The sequence below is a fragment of the Ruegeria sp. K3 genome (assembly GCF_056531845.1).
On sequence record NZ_JBQFMM010000008.1, the window covers coordinates 126,227 to 143,770 of the forward strand.

Annotated in this window: 14 protein-coding genes; 3 read left to right on the plus strand and 11 right to left on the minus strand. The window is 58.0% G+C overall.

What is annotated here, in order from left to right; translation table 11 throughout:
- The first annotated feature begins 128 nt into the window (after positions 1-128).
- Positions 129-2,636 (plus strand): GcvT family protein, encoded by a 2,508-nt coding sequence (locus tag ACR0MP_RS15140; protein ID WP_170401943.1) that lies wholly within the window; start codon positions 129-131, stop codon positions 2,634-2,636.
- 69 nt (positions 2,637-2,705) lie between these two features.
- Here the strand turns inward: ACR0MP_RS15140 and ACR0MP_RS15145 are convergent, their stop codons facing one another.
- From ACR0MP_RS15145 to ACR0MP_RS15155, 3 genes are all read right to left on the minus strand, one after another.
- The gene (locus tag ACR0MP_RS15145; RefSeq protein ID WP_170401940.1) at positions 2,706-3,041 is read right to left on the minus strand and encodes a carboxymuconolactone decarboxylase family protein; all 336 of its coding nucleotides are present in this window, start codon (positions 3,039-3,041) and stop codon (positions 2,706-2,708) included.
- Positions 3,042-3,113: 72 nt separating this feature from the next.
- Entirely contained in the window at positions 3,114-3,767 is a 654-nt protein-coding gene (locus ACR0MP_RS15150) for a DUF938 domain-containing protein (RefSeq protein WP_480887101.1), read from the minus strand.
- Positions 3,768-3,769: 2 nt separating this feature from the next.
- Positions 3,770-4,831 carry an NAD(P)/FAD-dependent oxidoreductase gene (locus ACR0MP_RS15155; protein ID WP_170401934.1) on the minus strand — a complete coding sequence of 354 codons (1,062 nt, stop codon included), beginning with the start codon at positions 4,829-4,831 and terminating at the stop codon, positions 3,770-3,772.
- A gap of 203 nt (positions 4,832-5,034) precedes the next feature.
- On the opposite strand from ACR0MP_RS15155, the gene ACR0MP_RS15160 reads away from it, so the two are divergent.
- Together ACR0MP_RS15160 and ACR0MP_RS15165 are read left to right on the plus strand one after the other, a co-directional pair.
- Positions 5,035-5,445, plus strand: coding sequence for a hypothetical protein (locus ACR0MP_RS15160; RefSeq protein WP_480887198.1), 411 nt, complete (start codon positions 5,035-5,037; stop codon positions 5,443-5,445).
- Positions 5,446-5,448: 3 nt separating this feature from the next.
- Positions 5,449-6,681 carry an HlyD family secretion protein gene (locus tag ACR0MP_RS15165; RefSeq protein ID WP_170392496.1) on the plus strand — a complete coding sequence of 411 codons (1,233 nt, stop codon included), beginning with the start codon at positions 5,449-5,451 and terminating at the stop codon, positions 6,679-6,681.
- 195 nt (positions 6,682-6,876) lie between these two features.
- Here the strand turns inward: ACR0MP_RS15165 and ACR0MP_RS15170 are convergent, their stop codons facing one another.
- From ACR0MP_RS15170 to xdhA, 8 genes are all read right to left on the minus strand, one after another.
- Complete coding sequence (locus ACR0MP_RS15170) at positions 6,877-7,911, minus strand: S41 family peptidase (protein ID WP_480887103.1); 1,035 nt, start codon at positions 7,909-7,911, stop codon at positions 6,877-6,879.
- Positions 7,912-8,173: 262 nt separating this feature from the next.
- Positions 8,174-9,247, minus strand: coding sequence for a BMP family ABC transporter substrate-binding protein (locus ACR0MP_RS15175; protein ID WP_170392494.1), 1,074 nt, complete (start codon positions 9,245-9,247; stop codon positions 8,174-8,176).
- Between the two features lie 34 nt (positions 9,248-9,281).
- Positions 9,282-10,202 carry an ABC transporter permease gene (locus ACR0MP_RS15180; RefSeq protein WP_170392493.1) on the minus strand — a complete coding sequence of 307 codons (921 nt, stop codon included), beginning with the start codon at positions 10,200-10,202 and terminating at the stop codon, positions 9,282-9,284.
- A gap of 1 nt (position 10,203) precedes the next feature.
- Positions 10,204-11,286, minus strand: a complete 1,083-nt coding sequence (locus ACR0MP_RS15185) for an ABC transporter permease (RefSeq protein WP_170392492.1) — start codon at positions 11,284-11,286, stop codon at positions 10,204-10,206.
- A gap of 38 nt (positions 11,287-11,324) precedes the next feature.
- On the minus strand, positions 11,325-12,842 hold the full coding sequence (locus ACR0MP_RS15190) for an ABC transporter ATP-binding protein (RefSeq protein WP_170401928.1): 1,518 nt from the start codon (positions 12,840-12,842) through the stop codon (positions 11,325-11,327).
- The gene (xdhC, locus tag ACR0MP_RS15195; RefSeq protein WP_170392490.1) at positions 12,839-13,774 is read right to left on the minus strand and encodes a xanthine dehydrogenase accessory protein XdhC; all 936 of its coding nucleotides are present in this window, start codon (positions 13,772-13,774) and stop codon (positions 12,839-12,841) included. The genes ACR0MP_RS15190 and xdhC overlap by 4 nt, the downstream gene beginning before the upstream one ends.
- Positions 13,774-16,176 (minus strand): xanthine dehydrogenase molybdopterin binding subunit, encoded by a 2,403-nt coding sequence (xdhB, locus tag ACR0MP_RS15200; protein ID WP_480887105.1) that lies wholly within the window; start codon positions 16,174-16,176, stop codon positions 13,774-13,776. The genes xdhC and xdhB overlap by 1 nt, the downstream gene beginning before the upstream one ends.
- Entirely contained in the window at positions 16,173-17,534 is a 1,362-nt protein-coding gene (gene xdhA, locus ACR0MP_RS15205; RefSeq protein WP_170401925.1) for a xanthine dehydrogenase small subunit, read from the minus strand. Before xdhA ends, xdhB begins: the two co-directional genes overlap by 4 nt.
- Positions 17,535-17,544: the final 10 nt, after the last annotated feature.

Here is a 17,544-nt window from a genome sequence, read left to right on the forward strand (position 1 = left end):
TTGTTGCAAACGACGACTCGCGGCATTAGCGGGTCGTTTTTCTATTATCACTGGTCGGATGAATGTCGCGTCGAGCCCCTCAAATGCGCCATATGGTGTCAACTGAATTCAAGGGGAGACACCCGGCTATGAAAACCCAAGTCAAAGCACTGGTCGTTGGCGGCGGCGCCGTCGGGACCTCGATTGCCTATCATCTGGCCAAAGCGGGCTGGGATGATGTGATGCTGATCGAGCGGGACGAACTGACATCCGGTTCCACCTGGCACGCAGCGGGCCTGTTGCCGTTGTTTAACATGTCGTATGCCACGACCCACATCCACAAGTACTCAGTCGATTTCTACAAGACACTAGAGGAAGAAACCGGCTTGAATGCAGGCTTCGCCGTAGTCGGAAACCTGCGTATGGCACAGACACAAGAGCGTATGGATGAATACATGCTCTATGCATCCACAGCGGAAACTTGTGATGTTGCATATGAGTGGCTGACGCCCGAGCAAATCAAGGAACGTTGGCCTCTGATCGAAACTTCCGACTTGAAAGGCGCGATCTATCACACTGAAGACGGCTACATTAACCCTGCGGACGTGACCCAGGCGATGGCCAAAGGTGCGCGTCAGCGCGGTGTCGACATCGTTCGCAAGATGCAGGCCGATGCGTTCCGCTGGAACGGTACTCACTGGGAAGTCACCTGCACTAAGATGGTCGAAAAGGGCGGCAACCTCATTCCGTCAGATGAGCAGGTTGTGATCACCGCCGAACATGTTGTGACCGCGTCAGGCAACCACGCACAGCGGACCGCGAAAATGCTGGGTATCAAGATGCCCGCGATCCCGGTCGAGCATACCTTCATCGTCATGGACAAAGACCCCGAGCTGGTCAAATGGCGTGAAGCGGGCAACCCCGAGCATCCAGTTGTGCGTGATGCCGACAACGAGTCGTATGCGCGCGAAGAACGTGGCGGCTGGATTCTGGGTATCTACGAACATGGCGCTCCTGCGCAGTTCGAACACGGCGTGCCGGACAGCTTCCGCGCTGACCTATTCCCGCTGGATCTGGATCGGATCGCCGATCAGTACATGGCGATGGCCGAACGCGTGCCGTCCTGTGCTGAGTCCGGTCTGAAAGACGATTTCAACGGCCCGATCTGCTACACACCTGATGGCAACCCGCTGGTCGGTCCCGCTCCGGGGCTGCGCAACATGTGGCTTGCTGAAGGCTTCAGTTTTGGCATCACCGCTGCGGGCGGCACCGGTTATTATCTGGCTCAGATGATGGTCGATGGCGAAGCCGAGATCGACATGGCTTCGCTGGACCCCAAGCGGTATTCGTCGAACTGGATGACCACCGAGTTCGCGGCGCGCAAGAACGAAGAGTGCTATGAGCACGTCTACATCTTGCACCACCCGGATGAAGAGCGTGAAGCTTGTCGTCCGTTGCGCACCGTTCCGGCCTACGACCGTCAGAAAGCTCGTGGCGCACAGTTTGGCTGGGTCAACGGCTGGGAGCGTCCGAACTATTTCGGCCCGCTGGATGCGCCTGATAACTTCGACAAAGAAAGCCGCAGCTTCCGCCGCGGTGGTTGGTGGCAGTATGCCGTCGAAGAAGCCAAAGCGATCCGAGAAGGCGTTGGCCTGATCGATGCGTCGGCCTTCACCAAGCATGTCGTCAAAGGCCCCGGTGCGACCCAGTTCCTAGATTGGTTCACCTGCAACAAGCTGCCCAAGGTCGGTCGCATCAACCTGACCTACGCGCTGACCGCGCACGGCACCACCCGCACCGAATACACCATCGTCCGCAATGGCGAGAACAATTACTACATCGTCTCTGCCGGTGCCTGGACCGAGTACGACGCCGACTACCTTTGCAAGGCGGCCGAGGACAAGATGGAGGAGTTCGGCTACATCGAAATCCAGGACGTGACCACCCAGTGGGGCGTCTTCGCGATCGCCGGACCCAAGTCGCGTGACGTTCTGAAAGAGGTCATCAAGGACGCCGATCCGGAAACCGCGCTGTCCAACAAGCGCTTCCCTTGGTTGTCGGCCCGTCAGATCGAACTGGGCATGTGCCCGGTCAACGCGATCCGCGTGGCCTATACGGGTGAGCTGGGCTGGGAACTGCACCACCCGATCGAGATGCAGAACTATCTGTTCGACCTGCTGGAGAAGGCCGGTGAAAAGCACGGCATGAAACTGGTTGGTGCCCGCGCCCAAAACTGGCTGCGCCAGGAGAAATCCTATCGCGCCTTCGGCACCGAACTGGGCCGCGACGCGACCCCGCTGGAAGCTGACCTGCCGCGCTTTATTGATCTGTCGAAAGACTTCTACGGCAAAGCCAAGCTGGAAGAGACCGGCGTGCGCGTGAAGTGCTGCACTCTGCTGATCGACGGACCGGACGATGCCGACCCCTGGGGCCGCGAGGCGCTGTACACGCCGGAAGGTGAGCGCGTGGGTCGTTTGACCTCGGGCGGGTACTCGGTGGCGTTCGAGAAATCCATCGGCATGGGGTATGTGAAGCCTGAGCTGGCGGTCGAAGGCACCAAGCTGCAGGTCAAAATTCAGGACAAGCTGTGGGATGCGGTCGTCACTTGTGACAGCCCGTATGATCCGAAGAACGAGGTCATCCGCAAGGACGGCTGACGCTTTTTAGAAATAAGGCGGTACTCACGTAGCACCGCCTACCAAAAGCCCGCTCTCGGTGGGCTTTTTTCATGCGCTCAATTCATCAAAGCAGTCTAGTGCCTTGGCGGCGTACATCATGGACGGCCCACCGCCCATCTGGATGGCCATTGCCAGAACGTCCGAAACCTCATCGCGGGTGGCTCCCGCCTTGGCCAACGCCTCGGAATGCAGGGTAATGCAAGGCTCACACCGTACTGCGATTGACATGCCTAACGCGATGAACTCTTTGGTTTTGTAGTCCAGCGTCCCGCCTTCCTTGACAGATTTTCCCAGCGCCCCAAAGGCACGCGCCGTATCAGGAATGGCTCCGTTAAGGTTACGCAAGCTTTTGCGCGTTTCGTTCAGTGAATCCTGCCAGCTCATCATAACGTCCTTCTTGATACATATGATAATCTGCATATGAATGATGAAGAGCAAAGCAGACTTTGATCCTGATCAGATTCCAGTTTTTTGGGCGACAAATGCCAAGTTGTTCGCAGGCATCTTTACGATTTCGACCAGTTCGAGGGCGTTGTCCTTTAACATAGACAATATATATGTGTCGTCTTTGTACCCGATATCAGGGTCTTGTTGGACCAGTGCGTCGTGAAATCGCTGGTCGCCATCGCTTGTCAGGTGTCCGTCACGTTTGAAAGGGCCATAAAGCACCAAACGCCCATCCGTTTTCAGAGCGCACGCTGCTTCGGCAACGAGGGTTTCAGCCTCGGGCAAACTGATCAGGTGCAAGAGGTTGATCAGTAAAACCAAATCTTGCTGCGCCATTGATTTGTGCCAACCCTCCACAGTCGCATCCAGATGAACGGCTGCGGCGGTGTTTGGTAAACCCTTGGTGTACGCATCGATGCTGGCGCGCCGTTCAGAGGTGACTTCGCTGGGTTGCCAATGCAACCCGGGCATCCGCTGGGCAAAGGCCGAAATGTGTTGTCCGGTTCCACTGGCCAGTTCCAGGGCCTGTCCTGATGACGGGGCGACCCGTGCCAGAAGATCGCACAGCACAGCCGTGTTTCGGCTGGCGGCTGGGGCGACGAGTTTGCTGCCGTCGCCCTCGGTGGCGACGCTGGCATTCGGGGGCAGTTTGCGTTTTGTCATCGTTACAGCCTACCGGGTGTCAGCGCTTTCACAATCGCCGCATCAAGGCGCGGCGACGCGCCAGTCACAAGATCCGCCACAAGTTGCGAGGCTGCAGGAGCGGTCTGAAACCCATACCCTCCCTGTGCTGCCGACCAGATAAACGATGGATCGGTTGGATCAGGTCCGAGCACCAGCGTGCCATCGGCAACAAAACTACGTAACCCCGCCCAATTGGTTTCTACCCGAGTTACAGTTTCAGTAACCATCGCTTCGTATCGTGCCAGTCCTTCTGCGAGAACCATGTCATCGGCGTAAGCGTCATGGGGTGTGGTTGGGTCCGCCTCGCAAGGCGAGACCAGTAGCTTGCCCGCATCAGGTTTGGCGTACCAGCTCTCGCCTGCGCCCAGCATCATTGGCCAGTTTCGCAGGTCATGTTCGCCCGGTGCGGGGATGCGCGCAATCGATCGACGGTAAGGTGTGATCCCGATGGGGGAGATTCCTGCCATCTGCGCCACCTCATCGACCCAGGCTCCGGCGGCATTTACCAGATTGCGTGCCTCAAAGGATTCTGAGGTTTCGACGGTCCAATGAACCGATTTGCGGATGCTGCTGACCCTCTGACGGGTCAGGACTGAACCGCCATTCTTGCGGACGGTTCGCGCAAAGTCCTGCAGGACGCGATCTGTATCGATATCATATGCGCTATTACTTATGGCTGCATAACCGACAGTTTCAGCATTCAGGACAGGAATGTGTCCGATGGCATCATCCGGCGAAATCTCTTGCACACCAAGATCTTGGGCGTCTTTTTGAAACAGCGCCTGTTGATCCCTTCCGCCAATCAGCATCAGGCCGCGTGGTGTTAGGTACGCATTTGTTTCAAAAAACGCAGCACTTGCCTCGTTCAATGCCTTGACCGAGTTTGGACCGTAACCCTTTTCGAACAGGGCGGCTGAACGACCCGAAGTATGATATCCCAATCCGTCCTCGGCCTCTAACACCGTAACTGTGCCGTGCTCTGACAGGCGCGCACCTGCGCTTAGCCCGGCGACACCGCCACCGATTATGAGAAAATCAATCATGCGTTTTGTTCCGTTTCCGGCCGCCAAGTGATCGAGCCGGTGGTAGGTTGACTGGCGACATTGGCGGACCATGGCACGCGTACTGCCAAACGAAAAGACACAAGCCCACCGCAATGGAAACTTGATCGTAGGCGGCCAGCCTGCTTTTAGTGCAAACAACATAAGATTCGGAGGCGGACGTGAACGCGGCAGATATTCACCCGATGGCAACGGGGCACATTCCGTCATATGTGACACAGGCAGATGGTAGCGACTTCCTCTTCACTTTCATGTTGTTTTTTACCGTCGGGATGGTCGTGCTGATCGGGGTTGCCTACTTCACGTTGCATTCGATCCCGGAAAAAATGGCGCATGAAACCAATCACCCGCAATTTCAATTGGTTGGGATTCTGGCGCTTTTGGCTTTGTTTACGCATAACGGCCTTTTCTGGGTTGCCGCCATCCTTGTGGCTGGGTTCCAGTTCCCTGATTTCGCGGCACCGCTGCGCTCGATTGCCGATGCCATCCGATCTTTGGCGCCTAGGCAGGACAAAGAACACGCTTCACCCCCTCCTGAGCCGGAAACTGAGCCCGAACAATCCAAAACCTCCGAACCGGCAGCACAGGGGCACTGAACAATGATCGAGACGATGCTGTGCGCCCTGATTACCGTGCTTCCTGACTATCTGTTTCGCCGCTTTGTGCAGGGCAAACGGATCGGACACGAGATCACGCTGTTCACCATGTGGTACGAGTTGCGCTGGGGGCTGACGACTTGCGCTATTTTGGCGCTAACCGTTATCACAACGCTGTTCTATTTTCACCCGTCCAGCAAAACAGCGGCTTCCTACTTCCGGACGGTAACGATCCTTCCGCAGCTAGGGGGGCGCGTTTCCGAAGTCTACGTGCGCAACAATGAGCAGGTGACAGCTGGACAGCCGATTTTCCGGATCGAAGACTTCACGCAAACCGCGCAGGTCGAAGCGGCGCATGCCCAGATTGCTCAGGTTCAAGCCTCGTTGAAGGTGGCGGAAACCGATCTGGCCGAGGCTGAGGCCGGGATTGCAGGCGCGCGCGCAGCTCTGGATCAGTCGCTCGAGGATCTGGAACGCAATACCACCTTACGTGACGAGGGATCCAGTGCGGTGCGCTTGGCCGAGATTGATCGGTTGGAAAATCTGGTTGCCGAGCGTGAAGCGCAGGTGAAAGCAGCCGTCTCAAAACGCGCAGCGGTTGTACAACAGATCGAAGAGCTGATCCCGGCCCAACTTGCCAGTGCCAATGCGCAGCTGGATGCGGCATTGACCGAGTTGGACAAGACTGTGGTCAATGCTGGAGTGACGGGCAGGGTTGAACAATTCGGGCTTCAGGTCGGCGACTATGTCAGCCCTTTGCTGCGCCCGGCGGGTATTCTGGTGCCATCCTCCTCCGGACATGACCGATTCCAGGCGGCGTTCAGTCAGCTTTCGGCCCAGGTGGTCAAACCGGGTATGATTGGCGAATTGGGCTGCATGACCAAGCCCTTTACCGTTATCCCGGTGGTTGTCGTCGAGGTGCAGGATGTGATCCCATCAGGGCAGATCAGGCCATCTGATGAGTTGCGGGACGTGCAGAGCAACACCAATCCGGGTTCGATCCTTGTCTACCTTGAACCGCTCTACAAAAGCATGGCCGATGATGTGCCTCCAGGCAGCAACTGTCTGGCGAATATCTATACGGATAATCATGCAAAGCTGGAGGATGAGAGCCTCGGCTTCTGGGAAAAATCGTTCCTGCATGTGGTAGACACGATTGGCGTCGTTCATGCGGCAGGCCTGCGCCTGCGACTGATCCTGATGCCAGTGAACACTCTGGTGCTGGGCGGACACTAATTTCACGCCCTAGAACCTAACCATTGCGGCGATTCAATCGCTTGAAGTCCTGACCCGACGACAGCTGGGTATCAAAACGCTCGTGGCTAATATTGCCCACGGTCCGATGGTGTTGGGTCGCCAATAAGACTGGCCACCAAGTAGACCTTCGCCGTGCGTGCAGCATTTGCTTTCTTTGAATGCAGCTATGCGGACTTAGCGGCTGTTTAGCGATTTGCTCATGCTTTTGAGAACTCGTTGATGGAGTTCGGTTGGTGCATCCTCAACTGCAGGTCTTTCGACCCATTCCAAATCCAAGTTCAGTGATCCCGCAGGTACGATTTTTCTTGCGATTTCGGGCGGCGTGGTATCGTCAGTCGTTCCATTCTTCCAGTCGTGAAAGGCTGATGAGTAACGAACGACCGCTCCGCTGGTCGACAATTCGAGCAATCCGCCCTCGGCAAAGAACGTCAGCCTATCTCCCATTTCCTCACCAATAAGTTTGAGCCTGTTTCCCAATCGATGTTTGAGGATGGCTACAAACACTATCGCTGCGGAAAACGTGAATTTATCGACAAGCATAACAACCTGCTTGTTTGCGCTTTCTGAGATCGCGTCGATCAAGGGCATCGTTAGAAGAAAGTCGCCACCAGTGTTTCCGCGAACATCAATTAGTAGTGTTTTGTTCGAGGATGCGCGCACGCATTCCACCGCGGCTGAGATGGCTTTAGGCAGCGCATTTTCCTTCGGATCAAAGAAGCTTGGTAACGCTATTGATAGCCCTAGCTCTTGCCAGTCCTCTATCTCTACAAATATCTCGGGTTCCCAGGCTGGATCAGCCTTGCCGTGCTCGTTTCTCGGGTAGAGCATCGATCCAGGAACTGTATGTTCATTGGCCACTTTCAGATTGGCTATCCGCCCATTTTCGTCCTGCACACGGAACTCGGTCGTGCCGCCGTTTGACGAAAAACCCAAACGTGCCAAAGCGTACGGCCAAGCCAGTAGAATCGGGCCGATGACCCGTTTCCTTTGGCACGTTCCCGCCAGAAATTTCTCTGCAGTGGCTTCAATCTGGCTCAAAGCTGAGCCGTTGACCGCTATCAACTCTCCTCGCGGTGCGGCTATCTCTGGCGCCGCGTCGATGAATTGAACGGAACGTCCAACGCTCACGAATCTCAGCGGTAGCACCTCGATCGCATCATTCGGGATCAGCCGTGTGTGCCCATTGCCGGGAAGTGCCAATAAACGCATCGCTGACAAAAGGAAGGCTTCGACAGAGCCCTCTGAGGCATATTGCCGGGTTTCACCAATACAGTCGTCAATCACGGCCTTTTCGATCTGTCGAAAACTGGGATCGGTCGGCAGGGCAGTTTCTAAAATTTGGTTCAGGTCTTCCGTGAGCGACATGTTTCACGATGCGCATAGCCATTCGTCAATGTCCAGATTGGGCTCAGGGCGACTAAAAAGGCCCGCAAAAACATGCGGGCCTTGTTGTTAGTTTCCAGGTCAGTTTTTACTGCGGAATTTCGCCTTCCAGCCCCTCAACGTAGAAATTCATGCCCGCCAGCGTACCGTCATCGGCGGTCTCGCCTTCGGCCAGCCAGTCACTGCCGTCCTGCTTTTTCAGCGGGCCAGTAAAGGGATGGTATTCACCGGCTGCCATCGCGGCTTTCAGCGCCAGTGCTTCTTCTTTAACGTCGGCGGGAACGGCGTCCGAAATCTCACCAATTGCTACCATGCCTTCCCGGATGCCATCCCATGTGTTGGCACTTTCCCATGTTCCGTCCATCACGGCCTGGGTCCGCGCGATGTAGTAGGGAGCCCAATCGTCGATGATTGAAGACACACGCGGGAAGGGTGCGTATTCGCTCATGTCGGAGGCCTGGCCAAAGGTGACAACGTTTCCTGCCTCTTGCGCGGCTGCCTGCGGTGCAGTCGAGTCAGTGTGCTGCAGGATCACGTCCGCGCCCTGTTCGATCAAAACTGTGGCGGCGTCAGCTTCTTTCGCAGGATCGAACCAAGTGTAAGCCCAGACGATCTTGAACTCGACGTCGGGGTTTACCTTCTTGGCGTGGATGTATGCCGAGTTGATGCCGCGGATCACTTCAGGGATCGGGTAGGAACCGATATAGCCGATGATGTTCGACTCGGTCATTTTCCCGGCGATGTGACCCTGAACGGCGCGACCTTCGTAGAAGCGGGCCGAGTAGACCGAGACGTTGTCGGCGGTCTTGTAGCCGGTTGCGTGCTCGAATTTCACATCCGGGAATTTCTTCGCGACGTTGATGGTCGGATCCATGTAGCCGAACGAGGTGGTGAAGATCAGGTCCGCGCCTTCCAGTGCCATCTGGGTCATCACGCGTTCTGCATCTGGGCCCTCAGGCACCGACTCGACGAACACGGTTTCAACCTTGTCGCCAAAGTGCTCTTCCACGGCCAGACGGCCCTTGTTGTGCTCATAGGTCCAGCCGCCGTCGCCCACTGGGCCGACATAGACGAAGCCGACTTTGGTCTTATCTTGGGCCATGGCTCCCGAGGCCAGACCCAGCGCCATTGCGGCGCTTGCCAAAAGTGTAGTGAATTTCATGTGTTACTCCCCAAGTTGGTTCAGTTGGCCTCGCTTAGTGCGAGGCATGGAAGGTCCGGCCCAATGCGGCAGGTGCGCTGCTCTTGTCGGCCGAAAGGATCACAAGCACAAGGATCGTGATGATGTAGGGCGACATTGCCAGATACTCGACAGGAATGGCAACGCCCGCTGCCTGCAAATTAAGCTGCAACACAGTGATGCCGCCGAACAAATAGGCGCCCAGCAAGACACGCCATGGTTTCCAGCTGGCAAAAACCACCAGCGCCAAGGCAATCCAGCCGACACCGGCAGTCATGCCCTCGGTCCACTGCGGCACGCGGATCAGGCTGATGTAGGCGCCGCCCAAGCCAGCGCAAGCACCACCAAACAGGATCGCCATGATGCGAATCTTGATGACCTTGTAGCCCAGCGCATGCGCCGCATCGTGGTTCTCGCCAACGGCGCGCAATATCAGGCCGATGCGTGTGTATTTCAGCGTGGCCCAGACGGCGGCCGTCAGGGCAATTCCGACATAGAGGATCGGGTCGTGCTGAAACAGGATTGGTCCAATAACAGGGATATCGCTGATTACCGGGATATGGATTTCACCCATGCTGGGCGGCTTTATTCCTACGTAGCTCTGCCCCATCAGCGCGCTGAACCCGAGGCCGAACAATGTTAGGGCCAGGCCACTGGCAACTTGATTGGCCAGCGCCACCTGCGTCAGCAGCACAAACAACAGCGATAGCACCGCGCCACCGATTGCTGCCGCAATAAAGCCCAGCCAGGGCGAACCGGTCTCGACTGAGATTGCGAAGCCGCTGATTGCGCCCACGATCATCATGCCCTCGACACCGAGGTTCAGGACGCCTGCTTTTTCGACCACCAATTCTCCGATTGCGGCCAACAAAAGTGGGGTTGCGGCCACCATTAGCGAGGCGACCAGAAGGACGGGGTTAATTTCACCAAGGTCCATATCACGCTACCTCGCTACGGGCCGCACGGATGCGGTAGTTTGTCAGAAGATCGAATGCCAGCAGGAAGAACAGAAGCATCCCCTGGAATACCTGAATGGCTGCGGCGGGCAGACCCAGCTGAGATTGGGCGATTTCACCACCAATATAAGTCAACGCCATCAGGCCTCCGGCCAGCAGGATGCCCACCGGATGCAAACGGCCAAGGAAAGCCACGATGATCGCGGTAAAGCCGTAACCGACGTTGAAATCGATGCTGACCACGCCAGCAGGGCCCGAGACTTCGAACATCCCCGCAAGACCGGCCAGCGCGCCGGCCAGACCCAAACAGAACAGGATCAGGCGGGCAGGGTTTACACCTGCGAACTTCGCCGCACGCGGGGCCTCACCTGTCAGGCGGATGTGGAAGCCCAGCATGTGCCGGTTCAGCAAGACATATGCAAAGATAACAGCGATCAGGGCAGTGACTACGCCCCAGTGCATGCCTGAACCCGCAATCAGCTCGGCATTATACGCGCTGTCGTAGGATTGCAGATTGCGCGAACCCGGAAAGCCGAACCCTTCGGGATTCTTCAGCAGGCCTAGCGAGACCGAGGCCAGCATCTGTTCGGCCACATAGACCAACATCAGCGACACAAGGATTTCATTGGTACCGAAGCGCACTTTCAGGAAGGCTGGGATCATTGCCCATAGCCAGCCGCCAAACGCGCCTGCAATCACCATGATCGGAAAGATGTAGAATGCATCCAGCGGATAGAATGCCAGACCGGCACCCGCACCGAAAATGGCCCCCATAATGTACTGACCCTCGGCCCCGATATTCCAGATACCGGCGCGGAAGCCTAAAGACAGGCCGATAGCGATCAAAACCAGGGGCGCGCCCTTAACCAGCAATTGCGGCCGATAATAGAAGGCGAACTCGCCAAACAGGGGTTCCCAGAAAATGGTTCCAATAGCCTCGACCGGGTTTTTGCCCAGAATGGCGAACAGGATGCCACCAAAAACCATCGTCGCCAGGACCGCGACCAGAGGGGTGGCATAAGACCACGCCTTGGACGGCTGAGGCCGTTTCTCCAACACAATCATTTGCTCATACCCCCGCGTTTCTCTTTTCTTTTAACTGTTTAGACATGGGCCACCTCCATGCCATGCGCGCCGCCCATCATCAGGCCGATCTCATCGACCGTCAGACCCGTAGTTTCACGCGGGGCGCTTAGTCGTCCTTCGTTCAAGGCGGCAAAGCTGTCTGAGATTTCCATCAGTTCATCGAGGTCTTGCGAGATACAGATGACCGCAGTTCCCTTGGCCGCCAGATCCAGAATGGCCTGCCGGATCGAGGCCGCCGCCGCTGCATCCACGCCCCAAGTCGGCTGGTTCACGACCAGAACATCCGGGTTTTGCAGCACTTCGCGACCAATCACGAACTTCTGCAGGTTCCCGCCCGACAGCGACCGGGCGGCATTTTCAGGACCCGGCGTACGCACGTCAAAGGCGCTAATGATCTTTTCGGCAAAGCTCTTGGTCTCGGACCACTTCAGAAAGCCGTTATTCTCTAGCCCCTCGCGGACCGACCCAGTCAGCAGAGCGTTTTCGGTCAGGCTCATATCAGGGGCAGCCGCGTGGCCCAGCCGTTCTTCGGGCGCGGTTAACACGCCCAGCTTACGCCGCGCGGTCGGGCCGAGTTTGCCGATGGGTTGACCGCTGAATTTGATCGCATCTGCGGTGGTCGGAATTTCGCCAGAAAGCACACCCAGCAATTCATCCTGACCGTTCCCCGCGACACCCCCGATCCCCAGAACCTCGCCCTTGCGGACGGTCATGTGGACGTTGCGAAGCGCGGTTCCGAATTCCGACGGCGACGGCACTGACAATCCGCTGACATCCAGCGCAACGTCACCGAACTCCCGGCCGGAACGTTCAGGTGTCTGCAGGGTCGAGCCCACCATCATCTCAGCCATATCGCGCGCTGAGGTTTCAGCTGGTACACATTCGCCCACATTCTTACCCAGCCGCAGAATCGTGGCGTGGTCGCATAGCGTTCGAATCTCTTCCAGCTTGTGCGAGATATACAGGATCGATGTCCCTTCCGAGCGCAATTTGTTCAGCGTTTTGAAAAGGATTTCAACCTCTTGCGGCGTCAGAACCGAGGTCGGCTCGTCCATGATCAGCAACTTTGGGTCCTGCAGTAAGCAGCGGATGATTTCGACCCGCTGACGCTCACCTGCAGACAGATCGCCAACCGTGCGGAAGGGGTCCAAGGGCAGGCCGTAGGTTTCGGATACTTCGCGGATACGCGACGCCAGATCACCCATTGGGGGCGGGTTCTCCATCCCCAGAGCGATATTCTCGGCGACGTTCAACGCATCGAACAGCGAAAAATGCTGGAACACCATCGCGATCCCGTCCGCACGGGCGGCGCGCGGTTCAGGCGGTGCATAGGACTGCCCCCGCAGCAGCATTGAGCCGCTGTCGGGCTTCACCAGCCCATAGATCATTTTGACAAGCGTGGATTTGCCTGCGCCGTTCTCGCCCAGCAGCGCGTGAACTTCGCCTTCACCGATGTCAAAGGACACCTGATCATTGGCCACGACGCCGGGATAGGCTTTGGTCAGCCCTTGCAAGCTCAGAAGTGGAGTGGTCACGCGCTCAGGTCCTTCTTCAATTCGTTCTGTCGGGCGGGGCGTAACAGTTGCGCTGCCACGCCAACGGCGATCATCTGCGGGTGTTTGCCCAAGCCTGGATCGCCGATCGGACAGGTGATCCGGCTGATCCGCTCGGGCGGATGCCCAAGGGCTGCAAGTCGCGACCGGAATCGCGCCCATTTCGTAGCCGAGCCGATAAGCCCCGCAAAGAGGAAATTGTGCGAAAGCAGCCGGTTGCACAGTTCCAGATCCAGATTGTGCGAATAGGTCAGCACCAGATGCTCGGCATCGGTTGGCGCGTGGCGAACCAGCTCGGCGGGTTTTGCGGTCGGAACCGGGGTTACACCGGTTGGAACCACATCGGGAAACCGCTCGGGTCCGGTATCGACCCAGGTGATTGCCAGATCGGGTAGGGGGGACAAAACGTCCACCAGCGCCCGGCCTACATGGCCTGCGCCCCAGATCCACAGATTACGCGTCGGTTTGTGAACGGGTTCGACCATCCAACCTTCGATCAGTTGGGGCTCGGGCGCGACACCCTGTCCTCGCGCTGCCGCCAGCCGACGTTTGACCGATAGCGGCATCTCTCCGCCCGAGGCCGAACGCGCGATGACGGTATCGTCCAGTGCATTCAGCGCTTCATGATCAAATACTTCACTCAGCAATGAAACTGCACCGCCGCAGCATTGCCCCATGTCGGGGCCAAGAGCGTGATGCGTTAGTCGGGTGGCGGTGGTTTGGGATCGCGCAGCTTCGGCTGCCTGATACTCCAACGTGCCTCCACCGATGGTGCCACTTTGCCCGTCCTTCCAGACTAGCATCGCGGCCCCCACTTCACGTGGAGACGACCCTTTGATGCCGGCGATGACCACCCGGACCACTGTTCCGTGGGTTTTGACCGCCTCCCTCAAAGCCTCCAAGTCAATTCCCATCAGATGCCTCCCTTCATCTTTTGGACGCCGCGCCAAACCTCTTCAGCCGTGGCTGGTGCATCAAGAGCGGGGTAGACCTCTCCACAGGCCGCGACCGCATTCGACAGGGCCAGCCATGCGGAAATCCCGAGCATAAACGGAGGTTCGCCCACCGCTTTCGAACGATAGATCGTGTCCTCACGGTTTTCGGCATCCCAGAGTGCGACGTTGAATACGTCGGGTCGATCTGAGCAGGCGGGGATCTTGTAAGTCGAGGGTGCGTGTGTGCGCAGGTTGCCCGTGCCGTCCCAGACCAGTTCCTCGGTCGTTAGCCAGCCCGCGCCTTGCACATAACCTCCTTCGACCTGCCCGATATCCAACGCCGGGTTCAACGAAGCACCGGCATCATGCAGGATATCGGTGCGCAGAATGCGGTTCTCACCAGTCAGAGTGTCGACGGCCACTTCGGTGACCGACGCTCCGTAGGCGAAGTAGAAGAACGGACGGCCTCGTCCGGCGATCCGGTCCCATTCGATCTTGGGTGTCTTGTAGAAACCGGTCGCCGACAGGCTGATCCGACCCTGATAGACCAGCGCCGCAGCTTCAGCGAAGGTGTAGCGTTCTGCGCCAACCGAAACATGGCCATCAGAGAAGGTGACAGTCGACGGATCGGCCTGATGCCGCTCGGCCAGATAGTCCGCCATTCGATCGCGGATCGTATCGCAGGCCGCCTGCACGGCCATGCCATTCAGGTCGCTGCCCGAGGATGCTGCCGTGGCCGAAGTGTTCGGCACCTTGGCCGTATCCGTGGCGGTGATTTTGACCATCTCCAGGGGGATGCCAAAGCGCGAAGCCGCCACCTGTGCCACCTTCTGGAACAGACCCTGACCCATCTCGGTGCCGCCGTGGTTCAGATGGACCGAGCCATCCTGATACACATGCACCAAAGCGCCTGCCTGATTCAGGTGGGTCAGCGTGAAGGAAATCCCGAACTTGACCGGAGAAAAGGCAATGCCCTTCTTGATCACGCTGTTCTCGGCGTTCCATTTCGCAATGGCGGCCTTGCGCGTTTCGTAATCGCTGGATTTCAGTAGGGCCTGAGTCATCCCGTGCAATTCGAAATCGCTGACCTCCATTCCGTAGGGTGTGGTATTGCCACCAGCGGGCAGAGGGCGCACGGGGGCGTCCCCGGTTTCGACCGCGCCGCGGCTTGTTAGGTCCTCATGCGGGTCGGGATGACCCAAAGGCTTTTCGGACGGCGTGATCTCGGCAATCGCATGGGCCGGTTCGTAGTAGTTTCGGCGGCGCAGTTCCACCGGGTCCAGACCCAGCTCATACGCGGCGTGGTCCATCACGCGTTCGATGCCAACCATGCCCTGCGGGCCGCCGAAGCCGCGATAAGCGGTGGCGGATTGGGTGTTGGTCTTCAGCCGGTGGCTTTCGATCCGTGCATTTGGCAACAGATAGGCATTGTCCGAATGCAGCATCGCGCGGTCGGCGACGGGCAGGGACAAGTCCTGCGCCCAGCCGCAGATGGCGTAGTGGTGGAACGAGACGCCCTGAATATGGCCGTTCTCGTCAAATCCGGCCTTATAGGCGATGCGGAACGCGTGGCGTTTGCCGGTGATGGTCATATCATCGTCGCGGTCATAGCGCATCTTGCACGCCTTGCCAGTTGCGCGAGCGGCGACCGCGCAAGCAACTGCCAGCGCATTGCCCTGGCTTTCCTTGCCGCCAAAACCGCCGCCCATACGGCGGGTCTCGACCCTGACGGCGTGCATCGGAACGCCCAATGCATCGGCCACCTTGTGTTGGATCTCGGTCGGGTGCTGGGTCGAGCTGTGAACCAGCATATCCGCGCCTTCATTCGGCACGGCCAAAGCGGCCTGACCTTCCAGATAGAAATGCTCCTGCCCGCCAAGCTCGAATGACCCTTCGATCACATGGGCGGATCCTGCAATAGCCGCATCAGCATTGCCTTTGGCATAGATGCGCGGGCCGTCTTCGAACCGACTGTCGGCGGCCAGAGCCTCTTCGACGGTTAGGATCGGGGTTTCCTCGGCATAGTCGATCTTGCCCAAACGGGCCGCCTTGCGGGCGGCCAGATGGCTGCTGGCGATGACCAGAAACACAGGCTGGCCGATATAGTGAACCGTGCCGTCCGACAGTAGCGGTTCATCATGGATCGAAGGCGATACGTCGTTGGCGAAGGGCAGATCATCCGCAGCCATAACCATCACGACGCCCTCGGCAGCCTTCACCGCAGATAAGTCCATTGCGGTGATCTTGCCTTTGGCAATCGGGCTGAGGCCAAAAGCCAGATGCAAACTGTCCCTGGGTGTTGGGATATCGTCCACATACCGCGCGGTTCCTGAAACGTGCAGCGGTGCTGCGTCGTGGGGGAGGGGTTTGGTCACGCTCATGCCGATACCTCCAGCACATTGGTCACTTCGCCCTGATCTTCCAGGAAGTATCTTTCGAGCATCGCTTTGGCGGTTTCCAGTCGATAGGTGGCCGAGGCGCGCATGTCCGTGAGTGGTGAATAATCGTCAGCAAAGGCAGGCAGCGCGGCGTCAATCGTCTCGCGCGCCCAAGGTTTACCGACCAATGCGGCCTCGACATGGGTTGCCCGTTTCGGGATGCCGGCCATGCCGCCGAACGCGATGCGCGCCTGCGTGACGATGCCGCCCGAGACGGTGATGTTGAAACACCCGCAGACGGCCGAGATGTCCTGATCGAACCGCTTGCTGAGTTTATAGGCCTTCAGGCGATCCAGCTGACGGGGGAAGCCGACAGCTTCGACGAATTCACCGGGAACGCGGTCCTGTTTGCCATAGTCGATAAAGAACTCTTCCAGCGGAACGGACCGGCGGGTGTCGCCTTTGCGCAGATGAAGGGTTGCGTCCAGAGCAATCAGCGCAGGCGGGTTGTCCCCAATGGGCGAGCCATTGGCTATGTTGCCGCCCACCGTTGCGGCATGGCGCACCTGTACACTGGCGTAGCGGCGGATCATTTCGGCGTAAGAGGGGTGAAGATCGGCCAGAGCCTCACCCATCCGATTCATGTCGACCATTGCGCCAAAGCGAATTTCATCGTCGGTGATGGTGATTTGTTTGAGATCATCGCAACGGTTGAGGAAGATTACTGGATCCAGGTCGCGCAGTTGCTTTGTCACCCACAGGCCGACATCTGTTGCTCCGGCAACCAGCGTGGCATCTGGGTTTTCAGCATAAACAGCTGCCAGTTCATCGGAAGATTCAGGCAGCATGCGCGACGCAGCAGAAGATGCGAGTGGCTTGTCTTTGACCCAGACTGGCACGGGACGGTCCTCGACCGCTTTCGCAGCGCGAATAATCGGTGCATAGCCAGTGCAGCGGCACAGGTTTCCGGCAAGCTGGGTGTCATGATCCGTGGCGCCCGTCGCATGACTGGCGACCATCGACATGACAAAACCCGGAGTGCAAAAACCGCATTGCGAGCCGTGCAGGTCAACCATTGCCTGTTGAACGGGATGTGCTTCGCCATCCGGGCCGCTTGCCCCTTCGACTGTACGAACCGCTTTGCCATGCAGCTGGGGCAAGAACAGGATGCAGGAGTTCAGAGCTTTTGCGCCGTCTTCGTCCGTCACCATGACCGTGCACGCGCCGCAATCGCCTTCGTTGCAGCCTTCTTTGGTGCCTGTCAGACCGCGATCTTCACGCAGCCAGTCCAGTAGGGTGGCCGTCGGATCGACATCCGGCAGCTCCACTGTCTCTCCGTTCAGAAGAAACGTGATGTTCATTCGAGAAACC

Coding starts and splice junctions, on each gene's coding strand:
- ACR0MP_RS15140 (WP_170401943.1), top strand. CDS start 129: ATGAAAACCCAAGTCAAAGCACTGGTCGTTGGCGGCGGCGCCGTCGGG.
- ACR0MP_RS15145 (WP_170401940.1), bottom strand. CDS start 3,041: ATGAGCTGGCAGGATTCACTGAACGAAACGCGCAAAAGCTTGCGTAAC.
- ACR0MP_RS15150 (WP_480887101.1), bottom strand. CDS start 3,767: ATGACAAAACGCAAACTGCCCCCGAATGCCAGCGTCGCCACCGAGGGC.
- ACR0MP_RS15155 (WP_170401934.1), bottom strand. CDS start 4,831: ATGATTGATTTTCTCATAATCGGTGGCGGTGTCGCCGGGCTAAGCGCA.
- ACR0MP_RS15160 (WP_480887198.1), top strand. CDS start 5,035: ATGGCAACGGGGCACATTCCGTCATATGTGACACAGGCAGATGGTAGC.
- ACR0MP_RS15165 (WP_170392496.1), top strand. CDS start 5,449: ATGATCGAGACGATGCTGTGCGCCCTGATTACCGTGCTTCCTGACTAT.
- ACR0MP_RS15170 (WP_480887103.1), bottom strand. CDS start 7,911: ATGCGTTTATTGGCACTTCCCGGCAATGGGCACACACGGCTGATCCCG.
- ACR0MP_RS15175 (WP_170392494.1), bottom strand. CDS start 9,247: ATGAAATTCACTACACTTTTGGCAAGCGCCGCAATGGCGCTGGGTCTG.
- ACR0MP_RS15180 (WP_170392493.1), bottom strand. CDS start 10,202: ATGGACCTTGGTGAAATTAACCCCGTCCTTCTGGTCGCCTCGCTAATG.
- ACR0MP_RS15185 (WP_170392492.1), bottom strand. CDS start 11,286: ATGATTGTGTTGGAGAAACGGCCTCAGCCGTCCAAGGCGTGGTCTTAT.
- xdhC (WP_170392490.1), bottom strand. CDS start 13,774: ATGGGAATTGACTTGGAGGCTTTGAGGGAGGCGGTCAAAACCCACGGA.
- xdhB (WP_480887105.1), bottom strand. CDS start 16,176: ATGAGCGTGACCAAACCCCTCCCCCACGACGCAGCACCGCTGCACGTT.
- xdhA (WP_170401925.1), bottom strand. CDS start 17,534: ATGAACATCACGTTTCTTCTGAACGGAGAGACAGTGGAGCTGCCGGAT.